Here is a 13,937-nt window from a genome sequence, read left to right as displayed (position 1 = left end):
CCCGAAATAAATCCATCCGATACGCCCCGCAACGTTCCGTCACGCCGTCGCGCCCGCCGGACCGTCACTCGACCGGATACCGCGCGATGCTGTCGGTGCCACAGACCGGACAGCGGTCGGTGTCCCGGTCGACGGTCCGTCCGCACTGTCGACACTCGTGAACGACGGCGCCGTCGCCACCGAACAGCGAGCGCAGCGTCTCAAGCATCGGGACCGTTCGTCACGGGGTATCACCCGTTCCTGTTGTCTGGGCCATCGTCGGATGGGTAATTTGCCGTAGTGACGGCTGCAGACGTGTTAGTTAGAGAGAGCCAAACGACGACAACCACGTGTCTAGATGACTTTCGCTGTCGGAGTGACGTTGAAGCGACGGCGGTGATCTGGTAAAGAGCCGCCGGCCGAATTACAAACGAACGGGGAGGCGAGATGTGAGAGCCCCCGGGAAGCAGCGACTCGCACTGCGCCGCGTGAGGGGTCTACAACTCAGTAGCGGATATCGACAGGAGGTATTTGCGTCTGCTTTGATATTACCCGTTAGATGACCGAACCGACTGACCGTTTCGCGGCGGAGACGCCGAAACTCGAGGACGCCCGGCGGGGCGAGTGCAGTGACTACCTGCACGAGTACACCGGTGTGCTTGCAGACACGTCGGAGTCAGTCCGTGTCTACACCCCCGCACCGGCACTGGCCGGGAACGAGGACGTGGTCGACGCTTTCACCCGGGTGAGTGACCAGTGGGCCAACGCGGCGGCGAACGCGACCATCGTCTCGGTACGCCACCGGGACGACACCCCTCGGCCCTGGATTGCAGTCCCGGCGGAGCCGGGAGCGGCGCTCGAAGCGGTCCAGTCAGAGCTCTCACCGGCGGCTATCGGCTCCGTCGTGAGCGAAACCGCGGACGCACTCCGGACGCTCGGGCTCTACAACACCGTCCACGGCCACCTCTCGCCGTCGGACGTCTACGTGTCGGCAACGGGTGACGAGCCGTCGGTTCAGATAGGCGGTTTCGGACTCGAAGCGGCTATCAGGACGGCAGTCGGCGAGTACGAGCCCACGCCGTACACCGCGCCGGAGCTTCGGGCCGAGCCGGGCCAGCCGACCGAGCGGAGCGACGTCTACGGGCTCGGCGCGGTGACGTACTTCGCGCTGACCGGCAGGGCGCCCGACGGAGACGCCGATGCGGGCGTGGCTCCGTCACCACCGAGCGAGTACGTCGACACGGTTCCTCCCGCGCTCGACGAAGCGGTCTTGCGGGCGCTGTCCGAACAGCCAGCCGACCGGCAGGCGTCCCCGTACGTGTTCAGCCGCGCGTTCCTCGGGTCGTTCGACCCCGATAGCGGCGAAACGGACGACGAAGTGACCGAGAGGGGGTCGGAGGCGGCGGCGACTGCCGCCACGGACACGGACGCAAGACCGGACGAAGGGGGCGACAGCCCCACTGCCGAGGCAGAACAGGCGGCGAGCGATGACGACGACACCGCGCTGACCCGGAGAGCGGCAGTCGGGCTCGTCGGACTCACCGGTATCGGTGGCGGGGCCTGGCTAGTCACCAGTATGCCCGGGTCGGAGTCCTCGGACACCCAGTCGGGCGACGGCGTCGCTCCCGACGCGCCCGCCCCGTCGACGGCCACGCCCGAGGCCAACACGGCGGCTGATGCGGGTGCGGAGACGCCGGCGTCGCCTGCAACCGAGACACCGACCGCGACGGCTGAATCGAGCGATAGAGACCCGTCGGCCGAGTTCGGCGAAAACGTCTACGTCATCGCCCGCGGGGAGACGGCGAGCATCACCGTCGAGTTCGACGCTACCAGTGTCGCAACGCTGCAAATCGGCACAATCGAGGACGACGGATACGCCGTCGTCGCCGAACTGGAAGACGGCGACCGCGACGGCGTCGCGACCGTCGAGTTCGACAGCTACCTGGCCGCGAACGGGACCCCGAGCGACACGCTCAGAGCGGGCCCGGACACGGTCGTCTCGGCGGTCGATACCGCCGACGGGAGTTTCGAGGGGAACCAGCCGGCCGGCTCCGACCTGCTCGATGCCACCGACTACCGGATGTCCGTCGCCAGCGGGCCAAAGACCAGCCCGACAGTCGACGACCCCGACGCCATCGCGACGCTGGTCCTGTCCGAGGGGTGAGACGCCCACAGTCGACGCGCCCTGAGCCGGAGAGTCCTCGGTGACACGGCGCGCCCGACGACGACGGTACTCGAAGCGGCCCGCGACCCGGGGAGTCGGGTCCGGAACTCGTCGGGAGACGCACCGGTCGGCCATCGTTCCCGGAGACGTTCGCCCGTACCAGTTACGGCCGCTACGCAGCCGGTAAAACGTCTCGTCGATTTTAAAATAGTTTCAGCGGGCCACACTGGACGGTGAAACGAACTGAAAGGAGCCAAGACGGGTGAATCGTGCTGAATCCGTCCTAGCGGTCTGGTATTTATATGCAGCTACCCGGTGATGGAGTGGATAGGCCACCACCCAATGTCAACGCTCGACCCCTCCACCCCGCGACTGCCCGCCCCGTCCACCGACGCCGACCGCCTGGTCGGCAAGGCTCGGAGAGCCCTCAGCGGCGCGGCGTTCTGGGCGAGCATCCCGCTGCCCCTGGTCATCCTCGCCGTGCTGTTGTCGGGGGTCGCCACGGCCGCGCCCGCGGTGCTCGTCGGGCTGGTCGTGTTGAACGTCTGCTGTGCCGCCCTCGGTCACTCGTACACCCCCACCAGATGACCCTCGAACCGGAATCCCGACAGCGCCCCGCCAAGACCCGCCTCTTCTGTCCGACCTGCGACCACGAGAGCCCGCCCGACGGCGACTGGATAGGCGACGACAGGACCACCCGGCGCCGCCTGCTGTGTCCCCGCTGTGGGGACTGCGTCGTCGACCGGCCGCGGGCCTGACGCCCTCCGGCCGTCACTCCAGCGGGGTCGTCCCCAGGACGTTGAGGACGAGTATCGTCGCGACGGCGACACCGACGAGCACGACCGCCACCGGGAAGGCGTTCTCCAGTCCAAGCGTCGTGAAGGAGACCCATATCTGGACCGGCATCGTCCGCGGGTAGTACGCGAGCATGATGGTCGCGCCGAACTCCCCGATGGCGCGGGCGAACGCGAGCGTGATGCCGGCGAGGATACCGGGCCAGGCCAGCGGCAGCGTCACCCGGCGGAACGTGGCGAGGCGGCTCTGTCCGAGCGTGCGCGCGGCGTCCTCCAGGCTCCGGTCGACGCTCTCGAAGGCGGCCTTGGCCGTGATGACGACGAACGGCGATGCGACGAACGTCTGTGCCAGGACGACCCCGACCAGCGAGCGGGTCAGTGGCAGGCCGTTCGCGGCCGCCAGTCGCCCCAGCAGCGTCCCCGGGCCGACGACCGTCAGCAGGAGCATCCCGCTGACCACCGGCGGTAACACGAGCGGCAGAACGACCAGCGACGTAACCACCGTTCCGAGCGGCCCGTCGACGCGGGCCAGCCAGTACGCGAGGCCGAGACCGAAGACCGCGGCGATGGCCGTGCTGAGCAGCGAGGCGGTGAGCGAGGTGACCGCCGCGGAGGCGACTGTCGGGGACCGGAGACGCTGCAGAACCACCCCCGGCGGCTGGCTCAAGAGCAGCGAGAACAGCGGCACCAGATAGTAACAGAGCAGGAGTCCGCCGAGGAGGACCGCCGCCGAGCGGGGGTCGACCCGGCCGACGAGGGCCTCAGTTCGCGATTCCGTCCGGGACATTGCCTCGGTATCGGGGGTAGTCGTCGGGGACGGTGAACCCGAACTCGGTCAGGTACGCGCCCGTGGTGTGTGTCTCGAAGACGTCACGAGTCGGTGGAGCGTCGTGACGGAGCGTCGAGCCGTAGCTGATGACGTCGCCCGAGACGACGGTGCCGTCGGGCAGTTCGTAGCTGGCCGCGCCGTAGCGGTCCGCGAGAGCGGGGTCGCTGAGGTCGATTTCGGGCGGGAGGTCGACGTAGTCGTACCCCCGCGCCTCGGCCATGTTCCGGTACGCGATGGCGACGTCGATGGCCCCGGTCTCGAACTGACTGACGAGCTGTGTCTCCGGGTAACGCTGGTCGGGCCGCGGGACGGCCTCGCGGAGGTCCCGGTCCGTCCCGTAGTGGTCGGTCGCGAGGGCGAGACAGAACAGCGTCCGGTAGCCCAGCGGGTCCACGTCCGGGTCGGTCCGACCCAGCGAGACGTCGTCGTCCAGCAACACCTCGTACCACGGCGCGCCGCCGGCCAGCCGGTCGCCGGCCACGGTGTCGGGGTCGTAGACGACGACCAGCGCGTTCGTGGCGAACTCGGCGACCCACTCGGCCGACAGCAGCGCGTCGAACAGGGCCACGTCGGCGAGGGTGACGATATCGGGGTCCTTGGCGCCGTCGGCGACCAGCCGAGCCACCTCGGCCGAGCCGTGGGCCGCCGACTGGAGCCGCGTGTCCACCGCCGGACGGAGGCCGTTCTCGACGGCGTCGTTGAGACTCCCGGCGACGAGCATCGACACCGTCTCGCCCCCGCCCAGCGCACCCGAGCAGCCCGCGAGTACGCAGGCGGGCAGCGCCGAGAGGAGCGCTCGTCGACTGGGGCCCGCTACGTCTCTACGCATGGAATCGAGTTACTCTGTTCGTCCAATAAGCTTATCTCAAACAGTTTTGTTTGAGTCCGTATGATGGAGACCGACGCGACGGTCCTCACCGAGCGGCAAGTGGCAGTGCTCGAACGCCGTGAGCGGGGCGCGACCCAGCGCGAAGTCGCCGACGACCTGGGCACGACGGCGTCCAACGTCTCCGCCATCGAGCGGGCGGCAGAGGCGAACGTCGAGAAGGCCCGCCGGACGCTCGAACTCGTGCGGGCGCTACGGGCGCCAGTACAGTTCACGGTCGCGGCCGGCAGTTCGTTCGACGAACTGGTCGCCGCGGTGTACGACCACGGCGACGAGGCCGGCATCAAGGTCGCCTACTGCCGACCGGAGCTGTACGCCCACCTGTACGGGTTGCTCGCATCGGTGACGGACGCGAACAAACTGACGGAACCGGTCGATATCGGCCTGACCGAAGACGGCGAGGTGAACGTGTACGCCAACGAGCGCGGCGTGGGGTCGAACGCGGACGGCGGTCCCTGACAGTTAGGGGATTCTGTGTCAGATTCGATATGATTTTGGAGACCTAACGAAAGAGATACCATACGCCCCGCGAGCACACCGACCGCGCCGGGTCTCCCCGTGAGCGTCCAGTATCCGGTGGCGGCAGTCACTACGGTGCGTACAGAGAGGCGCTACACGGGTCCCTGGCACCGCTCGGCGGACCGTGGTCTTCGGGGCCGATACCTGCAGCCGCGGTGTGCGTTCGCTGGACCGCAGTGTGAGGCGAGTCTCCGACCGGGGCTCCGTCGCAATCTGGCGGTTTTCGCGGACCGTGGGACGCTCACTGGGGCTCATCGACGACGAGCGTCGCCCGGCCTGGCCCGGGAAAACGTCCGAAAGAGGGGACAGATATGTCGTCTCTGTATGATACAGAGATATCCTATATGTCGAGTTCCGACACGTCCGGACCCGCGGCTACACGCTGTCGGCCGGACTCGGAGAGCGGTGCTCAGGCCGACGTGTCGCGCATCTCGATGCGCTCGTACTCGTCCGGGAGCGCCTGGGCGTCCTCGGGGAGGAGTGCAACGGCGAGGTGGTCGGCGAAGTCGGCGAAGTACGCTAGCAGGTCGGCGATGCGCTCGGCGTCGATGGCCTCCAGCGAGTCGAGCAGCATCACCGGCACCGTCTCGTGGACGCCGTGGACGAGATAGCCCGCGAGCGCAACGACCAGCCCGATGGTCTCGCGTTCGGACTCCGAGAGGTGGTCTATCGTGTCCTCGTAGACCGTGCCCTCGGCCGTCGACCGGACCACGTGGAGCGCGAACTCGCTCTCGGCGGCGTCGGTCGCGGTCCGCTCTATCCACACCCGCTCTACGTTCTCGTAGCCGAGCTTCGAACGCACCGTCTCCATGTGGTCGTTGAACGTCTCGACGGCCGAGCGTCCGAGCGACTCGATGCGGGTTCGGAGGCGTTCGAGTTCCGACTCCCGTTCGTCGAGGCGCCCCTCGATATCCTCGCGGCGTTCGGCCGCCTCGTCGACCCGCGCCAGTTCGGCTTCGACCGACTCTATCTGCTCTTCGAGTTGCCCGCGTTCGTACTCCAGTTCGGAGCGGCGGCGGTACGTCGCCAGGATGTCGCTCTCCCGGAGATGCTCCCACTCCTCGGCCGCCGTCTCCAGCGCTTCGATGCGGCTTTCGAGTTCGTCGGCCCGCGTCGCCAGTTCCTCGGCCGTCGCCTCGCGGTCGGCTATCTCCGCCTCGATGTCGTCGAGTTCGGCCTCCAGGGTCTCGCGTCGCTGTGCCACCTCGCGGCGGTCCTCCAGGTCGGCGCGGCGGGACTGGAGCGTCGAGCGGACCTCGTTCCGTTCGGCCCGCTTCTCGTCGACGACCGCCCGGAGGTCGTCGAGCCGGTCCTCGATGGCCGCCGGCTCGACGGTCGTCCCACAGGTCCAGCACTCGACCGTCCCGGTCGCGCCGTCGGCGACGGCGTCGTTCAGGCCCGGTAGCTCCCCCTCGCCGGTCAGCCGTTCGTTGAACTCGACGATGGAGAGGAGACTGGAGATAGTCGTCTCGAGGTCCCGCTCGCGCCGCTGGAGGCGCTCTATCTCGGCTTCGAGGGGCTCGTGGTCTACGTCGGGGGCCGAGAGGTCCGAGAGGGCCGCACACACGTCCTCGCGTTCCTCGCGGAGCGACGCCAGCGCGTCTCGCTGGGTCTCTAAGCGGTCGCTGACACGCTCGTACGTCTCGCGGGCCGCCGTGAGGTCGTCGACCACCGCCTCGGCCCGTTCGGCGGCCTCGCGGTCGGTCTCGAACCCGTCGATGGCCGCCCGGACCTCGTCGAGTTCCGCGCGGACGTCGGCGAGCGCCTCGCGGTGGTCGGCCAGCCGTCGCTCCAGTCGCGGGCGCCGGTCAAGCGTCCGCTCGGCCGCCGCGCGGTCCTCCCGGAGCGACTCGACAGCACGCCGGGTTCGCCGAATCCTCGATTCGAGGTCGTCAGTGTCCACGGGGGCCATGATGAACGACCGGAGCGCCTCGGCGTCGGCCCCCGCCACCGCCCGGCGAGCGGGGTTGTCCGCCAGGAGCGAACAGTACTGGTCGACCAGCGTCGACCGGTCAGTGTACGGGTCGCCCCCGACGCGGACCGTCTCGCCGTCGCGCTCGAAGGTCCGCGTGTACGAGTCGCCACCGAGCGAGAGCGTCACCGAGCCACGGTCGGCGTCGGCCTTCAGCGCGCCCGTCGAACCGCCCAGGGCGGCGCCCAGCGCACGCAGGAGCGAGGTTCGGTTCGTCGCGTTCCGGCCGGTCAGCACCGAGACGCCGTCGGCCAGCGTCACGTCCGCAGCGTCGATGCCGCCCAGGTTCTCGACGGCGAGCCGGACAGTTTCGTCACTGACAGGCATTATTCAACATGAGAGGTCGGGCACGTAACTGAGTATCGGTCCACTCACCGGCGCTGGGCGTCACAGTCACAGCCGCCCCGGTCGAGGTACCGCTCGACCGGATAGCTGGCACCGCAGTCCGTACACGAGACCCGGACGACGTGTGTCACGTCCACGGACCCGCTGTGGAACCCGTCGGTGTCTTCCAGCCGCTCGATAGTGCGGCCGACGATACCCTCGCTCCGGGAGCGGGCCCACTCTATCGTCCCCTCCGCGTCGTCGACCGACAGCGAACTGTTCCGGTCGGTGTCGACGTCGAGGCACTGCCGGAGGTGGGTGCGGACCGTCTGGTAGGAGACGAAATCGCCCTCGAGTTCGGCCGGGTCGACGCCCACCCGGGACAGCCAGGCCTCCGTCTCCGTCCGCACGCCGGCGCTCGTCTCCTCGTCGGTCAGACTCCGGTAGATGGCCGCGACGTCACGGAACACGTCGGCGTCGGTCGCCGCCAGGGCCGCCCGCAGGACGGCCTCGTTGACGACGGTCTCCAGGCGGCGGAGGCTCGCGCCGTCCGCCCGCCGCTCTCGCAGTCGGTCGTCGAGGTCGGGGAGGGCGTACTTCCGCGCCGTCCGGCCGACCTTGCAACCGCAGGCCTCGCGTCCGGTGACAGCCAACTGGTCACCGTTACTCATCCGGAGAGGACGGGCGCGACCCGGTCGGTTGCACTGAGGCGTTCCATCGTACCAACAAATTGCCGCTATGACCTACTTATGCGTTGTGCCGGTGCCGAAAATCGGTCGAAGCGAGGCTCTCCGGTCGGTAGGACCGGCTTACCGGTTCGGTCGGGAGCGGGTGAGGACTGCAGTCGGGCCTTGCAAATACAGCCCGAACGGCTTCGCGGGTCGATGGCCTCGACCGTCACATGAGGAGACAACTGCGGACGGAGTCGGCGGTCGAATTCGGCCGGTGGCTCGCCAGTGAACTGCTCGAAGCGCCGGTCAAGGACGCAGTCCGCGAAGCGCTCGCGGAGGAACGGGCGGCCACGCGCGAGCAGGGCGACCGCCAGCCCGCCGTCGTGGAAGACGGGTCCGTCGCGGAGAACGGTTCGGACGCCGACACCGAGTCGAGTACGCCCGTCCTCGCGTTCGTCGCTGGCCTCGCCGCCGTCGGCGTCGTCGCCTATCTGCTCCGGAGACGCGGCCAGTCGGACGACGACTATCCGACGCGGCCGAACGACGTCGACGAGGAGACGGCGGCCGGCGACCGCGTCGAGGCCGAAGCGCCGGTCGACGCCGACGGGTGACCCGACGAATCCGACGGCTCTCCGCGGCTGCGTAACATCGGTATCGTTGTTATCGACGGGGCGAACGGCACCCTGCTTGCACAACACCCTTGAGGCCAGTGGCGGTAGATAGTGTATGTCGAACGACAGTTCTGACACGGAGACCAGTAGCGAGACACGCGAGCAGGGCGTCGAGTTCGGCGGGCTGATGGACGCTCTCGAAGAGCACGACTATCCGACCACGCAGGAGCGACTGCTCGAAGAGTACGGCGACGTAGAGCTAGACCTGACGGACGGCGAGGAGACGCTGTCGAGCGCCCTCGCCGAACGGGAGCTGGCAGAGGAACAGGACACCATCGAGTACGAGTCCGCCGGCGAGGTCCGCCAGGCCGTCCTCAACATGGTCGGGGACCGCGCCGTCGGCCGGACCGACTACAGCGACCGCGGCGGCTCGCTACAGGACGACGTCGGCGAGGGCGAGTCCGAGAGCGACCAGTCGCTGTGAGCGGGGCCTGCAGTCGCGAGCCCGACCGGCGACCTCAGAGCGGGCTCGCGGCCGCGAGATAGAGTACCCGCGTCGGGTCTGGGAGGTAGCCCAGAATCGCCCCCACCAGATACAGCGACGAAGCGAGCGCTAGCAGTAGAATGAGGCCGATGAGATACCAGTACGCGCCCTCGGTGCTCGCGAGTGGTGGGAACTCCATACAGTCCCGTCGCCCGGCCGGGCGAAAAATGTTCGCCAGTGACACGTTCCTCGAACCGAACTGGCGGCGGCCCGGAAACATGTCACTGAAAATGTTTATCGGTAACCGCCACGTACGTCGGGTATGGCTGACGAACCCGTCCGTGCCGACGCCGGCGAGCAGCGGGACTGGGCCAACCTGGACACGCTCCTCGACATCACGGTGAACCTCATTCCGATGGGAATACTGCTGTTCTTCGTCGTGCTCTACACCGTCTTCCGCCCCTGGGGGTTGGACCCGAGGATGTTCGTGCTCATGCACTTCCTGACGGTGTTCCCGTTCCTCCTGCTAGCGCTTTTGACCTACGTTTCGGCACGGGCCATCGCGAGCGCCGAGCAGGGGGCTTGAGTCTCCTGTAGCCCGATTCAAGCGGTTTCAGGGCACCTCGCTTGCAGCCGCAAACTCATCCGTTTAGCCGCCGGCTCGGCTACGGAGTGTGCAGATGACAGCCTCAACGTTACACCCACTCCAGTTCGGGATACCCGAATTTCTCGAACAGACCGTCGCACAGATAGTCGCATACCTGCCGCGGTTGGTCGCGGCGCTTATCGTCCTGCTCATCGGCTGGGCCGTCGGCGTCGCGGCGGCGAAGCTGGTGATGGGACTGACCGACCGTATCGAACTCGACCAGATGGTCCTCGACACGCCGCTTGGCCGACTGCTGGGCGGCTCTGAACAGGCCGTCTCGAAGACGTTCGGCACTATCACCAAGTGGTTCGTCTACGCCATCGCCATCCTCGCGGCCGCGAACGTCCTCGCCATCGCGACGCTCTCGGCGTGGATACAGACGGTCGTCTCCTACATCCCGGCTTTCATCGCCGGGCTGGCGGTCATCATCGGCGGGTTCGTGGTCGCCGACTTCATCGGCGACGCCATCATGCGGACCCGCGCGGCCACGCAGACGGAGTACACGTCCTGGTTCGCGACCGGCACGCGGATGTTCCTCTACTTCACGGCCATCGTCATCGGGCTAGACACCATGGGAATCGACGTCGGCATCCTCTACCTGTTCGCCCGAGCCATCGCGTGGGGACTCGCCGCGGCCATCGCCCTCGGTGTCGGTATCGCCGTCGGCTGGGGCGCTCACACCTACGTCTCCAACAACGTCGACCGCTGGATGGGGAACGTCACCGACGCCGCGCCGGAGCCACAGCGCCAGCAGGCTGACGGCGGGACCGAGTCGGACGACTGACGACGGCGTCACGCGCAGTTTCGGCGGCGACCCGTGTCACGGGGCCGCCGGGGCCCCGTCTCAGGACGACTCGGTCACGGTCCGGGCCCGTCCGAAGCGGACCTGTCTCGTCTCCGCGTCGTACTCGAGCAGCCCCGCGTCGGCCAGCACGGGCAGGTGGACGTGGTGGAGCCGACGACTGAGGGTCCGCCGGTCGTCGACGGCCTCCCCGCCGTCGCGCGCTGTCGCCCGCACTAGCCGCGCGGCGAGTTCCTCGAGCGTGATTTCGCCACTGGGCGAGGCGGTTCGCAGCGTTTCGACGATAACTCGGCGCTGTTCGTCGGCGAGCAGTCGATGCCGCGTCGTTTCGTCGAGTCCGGATACGGTCTGTCGGTTCATGTGTTCGCGCTCGGTTGTCCGCTATCGCGCCGAAGCCGGCGTGTGGGGTAATCTGCTCGGCCTAAAGGGCTAGGCTTCCGGCGGTGCCGACGGTCGACCAGTGGCGACGGCGACGGCCGCTCAGCCGTTGAAACCGGCGCATGCGGCCCAGCAGCGCGGTCCGTGACAGTCACCGACAACGGAACGTTCATAAACGCGACAGACCTGACAGGCTGTATGAATGTCACCGGTGTATCTCCGCAGCTTCGGGAGACGTTGGCGGTGTTCGATGGACCGGGGAGGGACGCCCCCCTGACGACCAGCGAGGTCGCCGACGAGTTGCCGGTGTCGCGACGGAGCGCGTACGAGCGGCTCATGCGACTCGCTGACAGCGGGCTGCTCGAGACCAAGAAGGTGGGAGCGAAGGCGCGTATCTGGTGGCGCGACACCGGCGAGGAATCGGACCTCCAACAGCGCGTGCGCCAGCAGGAGGTCGTGGCGGAGCTGGGCCAGCACGCGCTCGCGGAGCGTGACATCGAGTCGCTCTTGCAGCGGGCCTGTGGGGAGGTCGCCGAGACGCTCGGTACCGACTACTGCAAGGTGCTGGAGCTGGCGGACGACGGCGAGGAACTGCTGTTACGGTCGGGGGTTGGCTGGCGCGACGGCATCGTCGGCACCACTACGGTGTCGGCGACCGACGACGACTCCCAGGCCGCCCACACGCTGGCCACGGACGAGCCCGTCGTCGTCGAGGACCTGCGGACCGAGGCCCGGTTCAGCGGGCCCGACCTGCTGACCGACCACGGCGTACGCAGCGGTATCAGCGTCATCATCGGGACCACCGAGAAGCCCTGGGGTATCCTCGGGACCCACGACAGGGCCTGTAAGTCGTTCGCCGTCGACGACGTGAACTTCGTCCAGTCGGTGGCGAACATCCTGGCTTCGGCGATAGGCCGGCGGGCCGACGAGGAGGTCCTGGTGAGTCAGCGCAAGCAACTCGCCGCGGTGGTCTCTCTGCAGGACGTCGTCCGCGAGGTGACCGACGCCGTCATCGACCAGTCCACCCGCGGCGAGATAGAGTCGGTCGTCTGCGAACGCCTCGCGGGGACCGACTCCTACGAGTTCGCCTGGATCGGGGACGTCGACCACCGGTCACAGACCGTACAGGTCCGCGCGGAGGCCGGCGTCGAGAACTACCTCGACGATATCAGTATCTCGGTCGACCCGGACGACGAGCGCAGCGAGGGACCGACCGGGCGCGCGTTCCTGACCGGCGAGACACAGACCTGCCAGCAGATTCGGATGGACCCGCGCTACGAGCCCTGGCTCGACCACGCCGGGGCGCACGGCTACCAGTCTTCGGCCGCGATTCCCGTCGTCCACGAGGGGACCGTCTACGGCGTCCTGAACGTGTACGCCGACCGGCCGAACGGTATCCTCGAGCGTGAGCGTACCGTCCTCACGCAGCTCGGCGAAATCGTCGGCCACGCCATCGCGGCCGTCGAGCGCAAGCGCGCCCTGATGAGCGATACGGTGACCGAACTCGGCTTCCACGTCGGCGACATCGGTGAGATGCTCGACATTGACGACGTGACCGGGACGGTGCACATCGACGAGGCCATTCCGGTGAGCGACGGCGAATATCTGGTGTACGGGACGGTGACACGGGACGGGGCCGACCTGCTCGAGACCGTCATCGACAGGCTGGAACACTGGGACGGCGTCGAGACACACGACGTGGACGGCGAGGACGTGACGAGTTTCGAGGCGCGGCTGATAGACCCGCCGGTCCTCACGGCTCTGGCGAACGCCGGCGGCGGGGTGGTCGAGGCCGGAATCGACGACGGGAGCTATCACATGACGCTACAACTCCCGGTGGGCGGGGACGTGCGGAGCGTCATCGAGACGGTCCAGTCGGTGTATCCCAGCGCGAAGATGCTGACCCGACGCCAGACCGCGCGAGAGGAGTTACAGTCGGCGTCCCCGACCGCCGAAATCGCCGAGGGACTGACCGACCGCCAGTCCGCCGTCGTCCGGGCCGCTTACCACGCTGGCTTCTTCGAGTGGCCGCGGACGGTGTCGGGCGAGGATGTCGCCCGGTCGCTGGATATCGCACCGCCGACGTTTCACCAGCACCTCCGGAAGGCCGAGAAACACATCTTCGACGAACTCGTGCCGGCCCTCCTGTAACCGGAGCCTGCCCCGGCCGGTTTCGGGCAGAAACCGCAGGACGGCGAGCAGTCGGTTCGGGATTCGCCGGAGTGGGGTCATAAATATGAAGCGCTTGGTGTCGAACACGGTACGGCTATCGCCGGTAACACCACTGTACAGCGACGAACTATCGGCCGTTTATATCCTGTCTATCGGTCAACGGACCGCTTGCGATGTCTCAGATGACACAGTACGGCAGCGGTCAGACAGTCCAGCAACCACAACAGTTCCAGTCCCAGCAGGGGACCGGCGGCGGCCAGCGCCAGGACGCCGGCCAGCTACCACAGCAGTACCGCCAGAGCCTCGACGCGGTCGCACAGGCCGTCGAGGTGTGTGGCTGGTGCGCCGACAAGTGCATCGAGGAGGGCAGCCCGAACATGATAGAGTGCATCAAGCTGTGTGAGGACGTCGTGGAAATCGGCGAGACGGTCCTCGCGCTCGGCCCGCGCTCCTCGCGCTTCACCGCCGAACTGGTACAGACGTTCGAGCGCGCCGCACAGGCCTGCGCACAGGAGTGTGGCCAGCACTCCCACTCACACTGCCAGGAGTGTGCCGCCGTGCTCCCGCAGGCGGCCCAGATGGCCCGCCAGCTGTCGGCCCGCGGGACCCAGCAGTTCGCCGGCGGACAGACCCAACAGTTCTCGCGGTAAGCACGCGTCCTGTCGACGGGCGGCCAGTTACGGGGCCGCCCACGGCAGGAGTCTCC

The 13,937-nt window shown here is 67.9% G+C and carries 17 protein-coding genes; 10 read left to right on the top strand and 7 right to left on the bottom strand.

Going from position 1 to position 13,937, the window contains the following annotated elements:
• Positions 1–64: 64 nt before the first annotated feature.
• Positions 65–208 (bottom strand): hypothetical protein, encoded by a 144-nt coding sequence (locus NDI86_RS21345; RefSeq protein WP_310902298.1) that lies wholly within the window; start codon positions 206–208, stop codon positions 65–67.
• Positions 209–538: 330 nt separating this feature from the next.
• Between NDI86_RS21345 and NDI86_RS21340 the strand changes: the two genes are divergently transcribed.
• The 3 genes from NDI86_RS21340 (at position 539) to NDI86_RS21330 (ending at position 2,901) form a co-directional block, all read left to right on the top strand.
• Entirely contained in the window at positions 539–2,143 is a 1,605-nt protein-coding gene (locus NDI86_RS21340; RefSeq protein WP_310902297.1) for a DUF7827 domain-containing protein, read from the top strand.
• A gap of 342 nt (positions 2,144–2,485) precedes the next feature.
• Positions 2,486–2,731, top strand: coding sequence for a DUF8028 family protein (locus NDI86_RS21335; protein WP_310902296.1), 246 nt, complete (start codon positions 2,486–2,488; stop codon positions 2,729–2,731).
• Positions 2,728–2,901 carry a DUF8106 domain-containing protein gene (locus tag NDI86_RS21330; protein WP_310902295.1) on the top strand — a complete coding sequence of 58 codons (174 nt, stop codon included), beginning with the start codon at positions 2,728–2,730 and terminating at the stop codon, positions 2,899–2,901. The genes NDI86_RS21335 and NDI86_RS21330 overlap by 4 nt, the downstream gene beginning before the upstream one ends.
• A gap of 13 nt (positions 2,902–2,914) precedes the next feature.
• Here the strand turns inward: NDI86_RS21330 and NDI86_RS21325 are convergent, their stop codons facing one another.
• Together NDI86_RS21325 and NDI86_RS21320 are read right to left on the bottom strand one after the other, a co-directional pair.
• A complete protein-coding gene (locus tag NDI86_RS21325) occupies positions 2,915–3,724 on the bottom strand; it encodes an ABC transporter permease (protein ID WP_310902294.1) in 810 nt (269 codons plus the stop codon).
• Complete coding sequence (locus NDI86_RS21320) at positions 3,699–4,595, bottom strand: extracellular solute-binding protein (RefSeq protein WP_310902293.1); 897 nt, start codon at positions 4,593–4,595, stop codon at positions 3,699–3,701. The genes NDI86_RS21325 and NDI86_RS21320 overlap by 26 nt, the downstream gene beginning before the upstream one ends.
• 60 nt (positions 4,596–4,655) lie before the next feature.
• Between NDI86_RS21320 and NDI86_RS21315 the strand changes: the two genes are divergently transcribed.
• Positions 4,656–5,111 carry a Tfx family DNA-binding protein gene (locus NDI86_RS21315; protein WP_310902292.1) on the top strand — a complete coding sequence of 152 codons (456 nt, stop codon included), beginning with the start codon at positions 4,656–4,658 and terminating at the stop codon, positions 5,109–5,111.
• A 469-nt stretch (positions 5,112–5,580) separates the two neighbouring features.
• Here NDI86_RS21315 and NDI86_RS21310 read toward each other — a convergent pair whose 3' ends face one another.
• Together NDI86_RS21310 and rdfA are read right to left on the bottom strand one after the other, a co-directional pair.
• On the bottom strand, positions 5,581–7,470 hold the full coding sequence (locus NDI86_RS21310) for an archaea-specific SMC-related protein (protein WP_310902291.1): 1,890 nt from the start codon (positions 7,468–7,470) through the stop codon (positions 5,581–5,583).
• 44 nt (positions 7,471–7,514) lie between these two features.
• Positions 7,515–8,138, bottom strand: coding sequence for a rod-determining factor RdfA (rdfA, locus tag NDI86_RS21305; RefSeq protein ID WP_310902290.1), 624 nt, complete (start codon positions 8,136–8,138; stop codon positions 7,515–7,517).
• Between the two features lie 230 nt (positions 8,139–8,368).
• On the opposite strand from rdfA, the gene NDI86_RS21300 reads away from it, so the two are divergent.
• Both NDI86_RS21300 and NDI86_RS21295 read left to right on the top strand, forming a co-directional pair.
• Complete coding sequence (locus NDI86_RS21300; RefSeq protein ID WP_310902289.1) at positions 8,369–8,749, top strand: hypothetical protein; 381 nt, start codon at positions 8,369–8,371, stop codon at positions 8,747–8,749.
• A 115-nt stretch (positions 8,750–8,864) separates the two neighbouring features.
• Entirely contained in the window at positions 8,865–9,233 is a 369-nt protein-coding gene (locus NDI86_RS21295; RefSeq protein ID WP_310902288.1) for a DUF5789 family protein, read from the top strand.
• Between the two features lie 34 nt (positions 9,234–9,267).
• Here the strand turns inward: NDI86_RS21295 and NDI86_RS21290 are convergent, their stop codons facing one another.
• The gene (locus NDI86_RS21290; RefSeq protein ID WP_310902287.1) at positions 9,268–9,432 is read right to left on the bottom strand and encodes a hypothetical protein; all 165 of its coding nucleotides are present in this window, start codon (positions 9,430–9,432) and stop codon (positions 9,268–9,270) included.
• 123 nt (positions 9,433–9,555) lie between these two features.
• On the opposite strand from NDI86_RS21290, the gene NDI86_RS21285 reads away from it, so the two are divergent.
• Both NDI86_RS21285 and NDI86_RS21280 read left to right on the top strand, forming a co-directional pair.
• On the top strand, positions 9,556–9,819 hold the full coding sequence (locus NDI86_RS21285; protein ID WP_310902286.1) for a DUF6684 family protein: 264 nt from the start codon (positions 9,556–9,558) through the stop codon (positions 9,817–9,819).
• Positions 9,820–9,913: 94 nt separating this feature from the next.
• On the top strand, positions 9,914–10,663 hold the full coding sequence (locus NDI86_RS21280; protein ID WP_310902285.1) for a mechanosensitive ion channel family protein: 750 nt from the start codon (positions 9,914–9,916) through the stop codon (positions 10,661–10,663).
• Positions 10,664–10,723: 60 nt separating this feature from the next.
• Here the strand turns inward: NDI86_RS21280 and NDI86_RS21275 are convergent, their stop codons facing one another.
• Positions 10,724–11,041: a DUF7344 domain-containing protein gene (locus NDI86_RS21275; RefSeq protein WP_310902284.1), complete on the bottom strand. Its 318-nt coding sequence runs from the start codon at positions 11,039–11,041 to the stop codon at positions 10,724–10,726.
• 216 nt (positions 11,042–11,257) lie between these two features.
• Between NDI86_RS21275 and NDI86_RS21270 the strand changes: the two genes are divergently transcribed.
• Together NDI86_RS21270 and NDI86_RS21265 are read left to right on the top strand one after the other, a co-directional pair.
• Positions 11,258–13,210, top strand: coding sequence for a GAF domain-containing protein (locus NDI86_RS21270; protein ID WP_310902283.1), 1,953 nt, complete (start codon positions 11,258–11,260; stop codon positions 13,208–13,210).
• Positions 13,211–13,404: 194 nt separating this feature from the next.
• Positions 13,405–13,881: a four-helix bundle copper-binding protein gene (locus tag NDI86_RS21265; protein ID WP_310902282.1), complete on the top strand. Its 477-nt coding sequence runs from the start codon at positions 13,405–13,407 to the stop codon at positions 13,879–13,881.
• Positions 13,882–13,937: the final 56 nt, after the last annotated feature.

The sequence above is a fragment of the Haloarcula onubensis genome (assembly GCF_031624605.1).
Classification (GTDB): Archaea; Halobacteriota; Halobacteria; order Halobacteriales; family Haloarculaceae; genus Haloarcula; species Haloarcula onubensis.
This window is presented reverse-complemented; position numbering and strand designations above follow the sequence as displayed.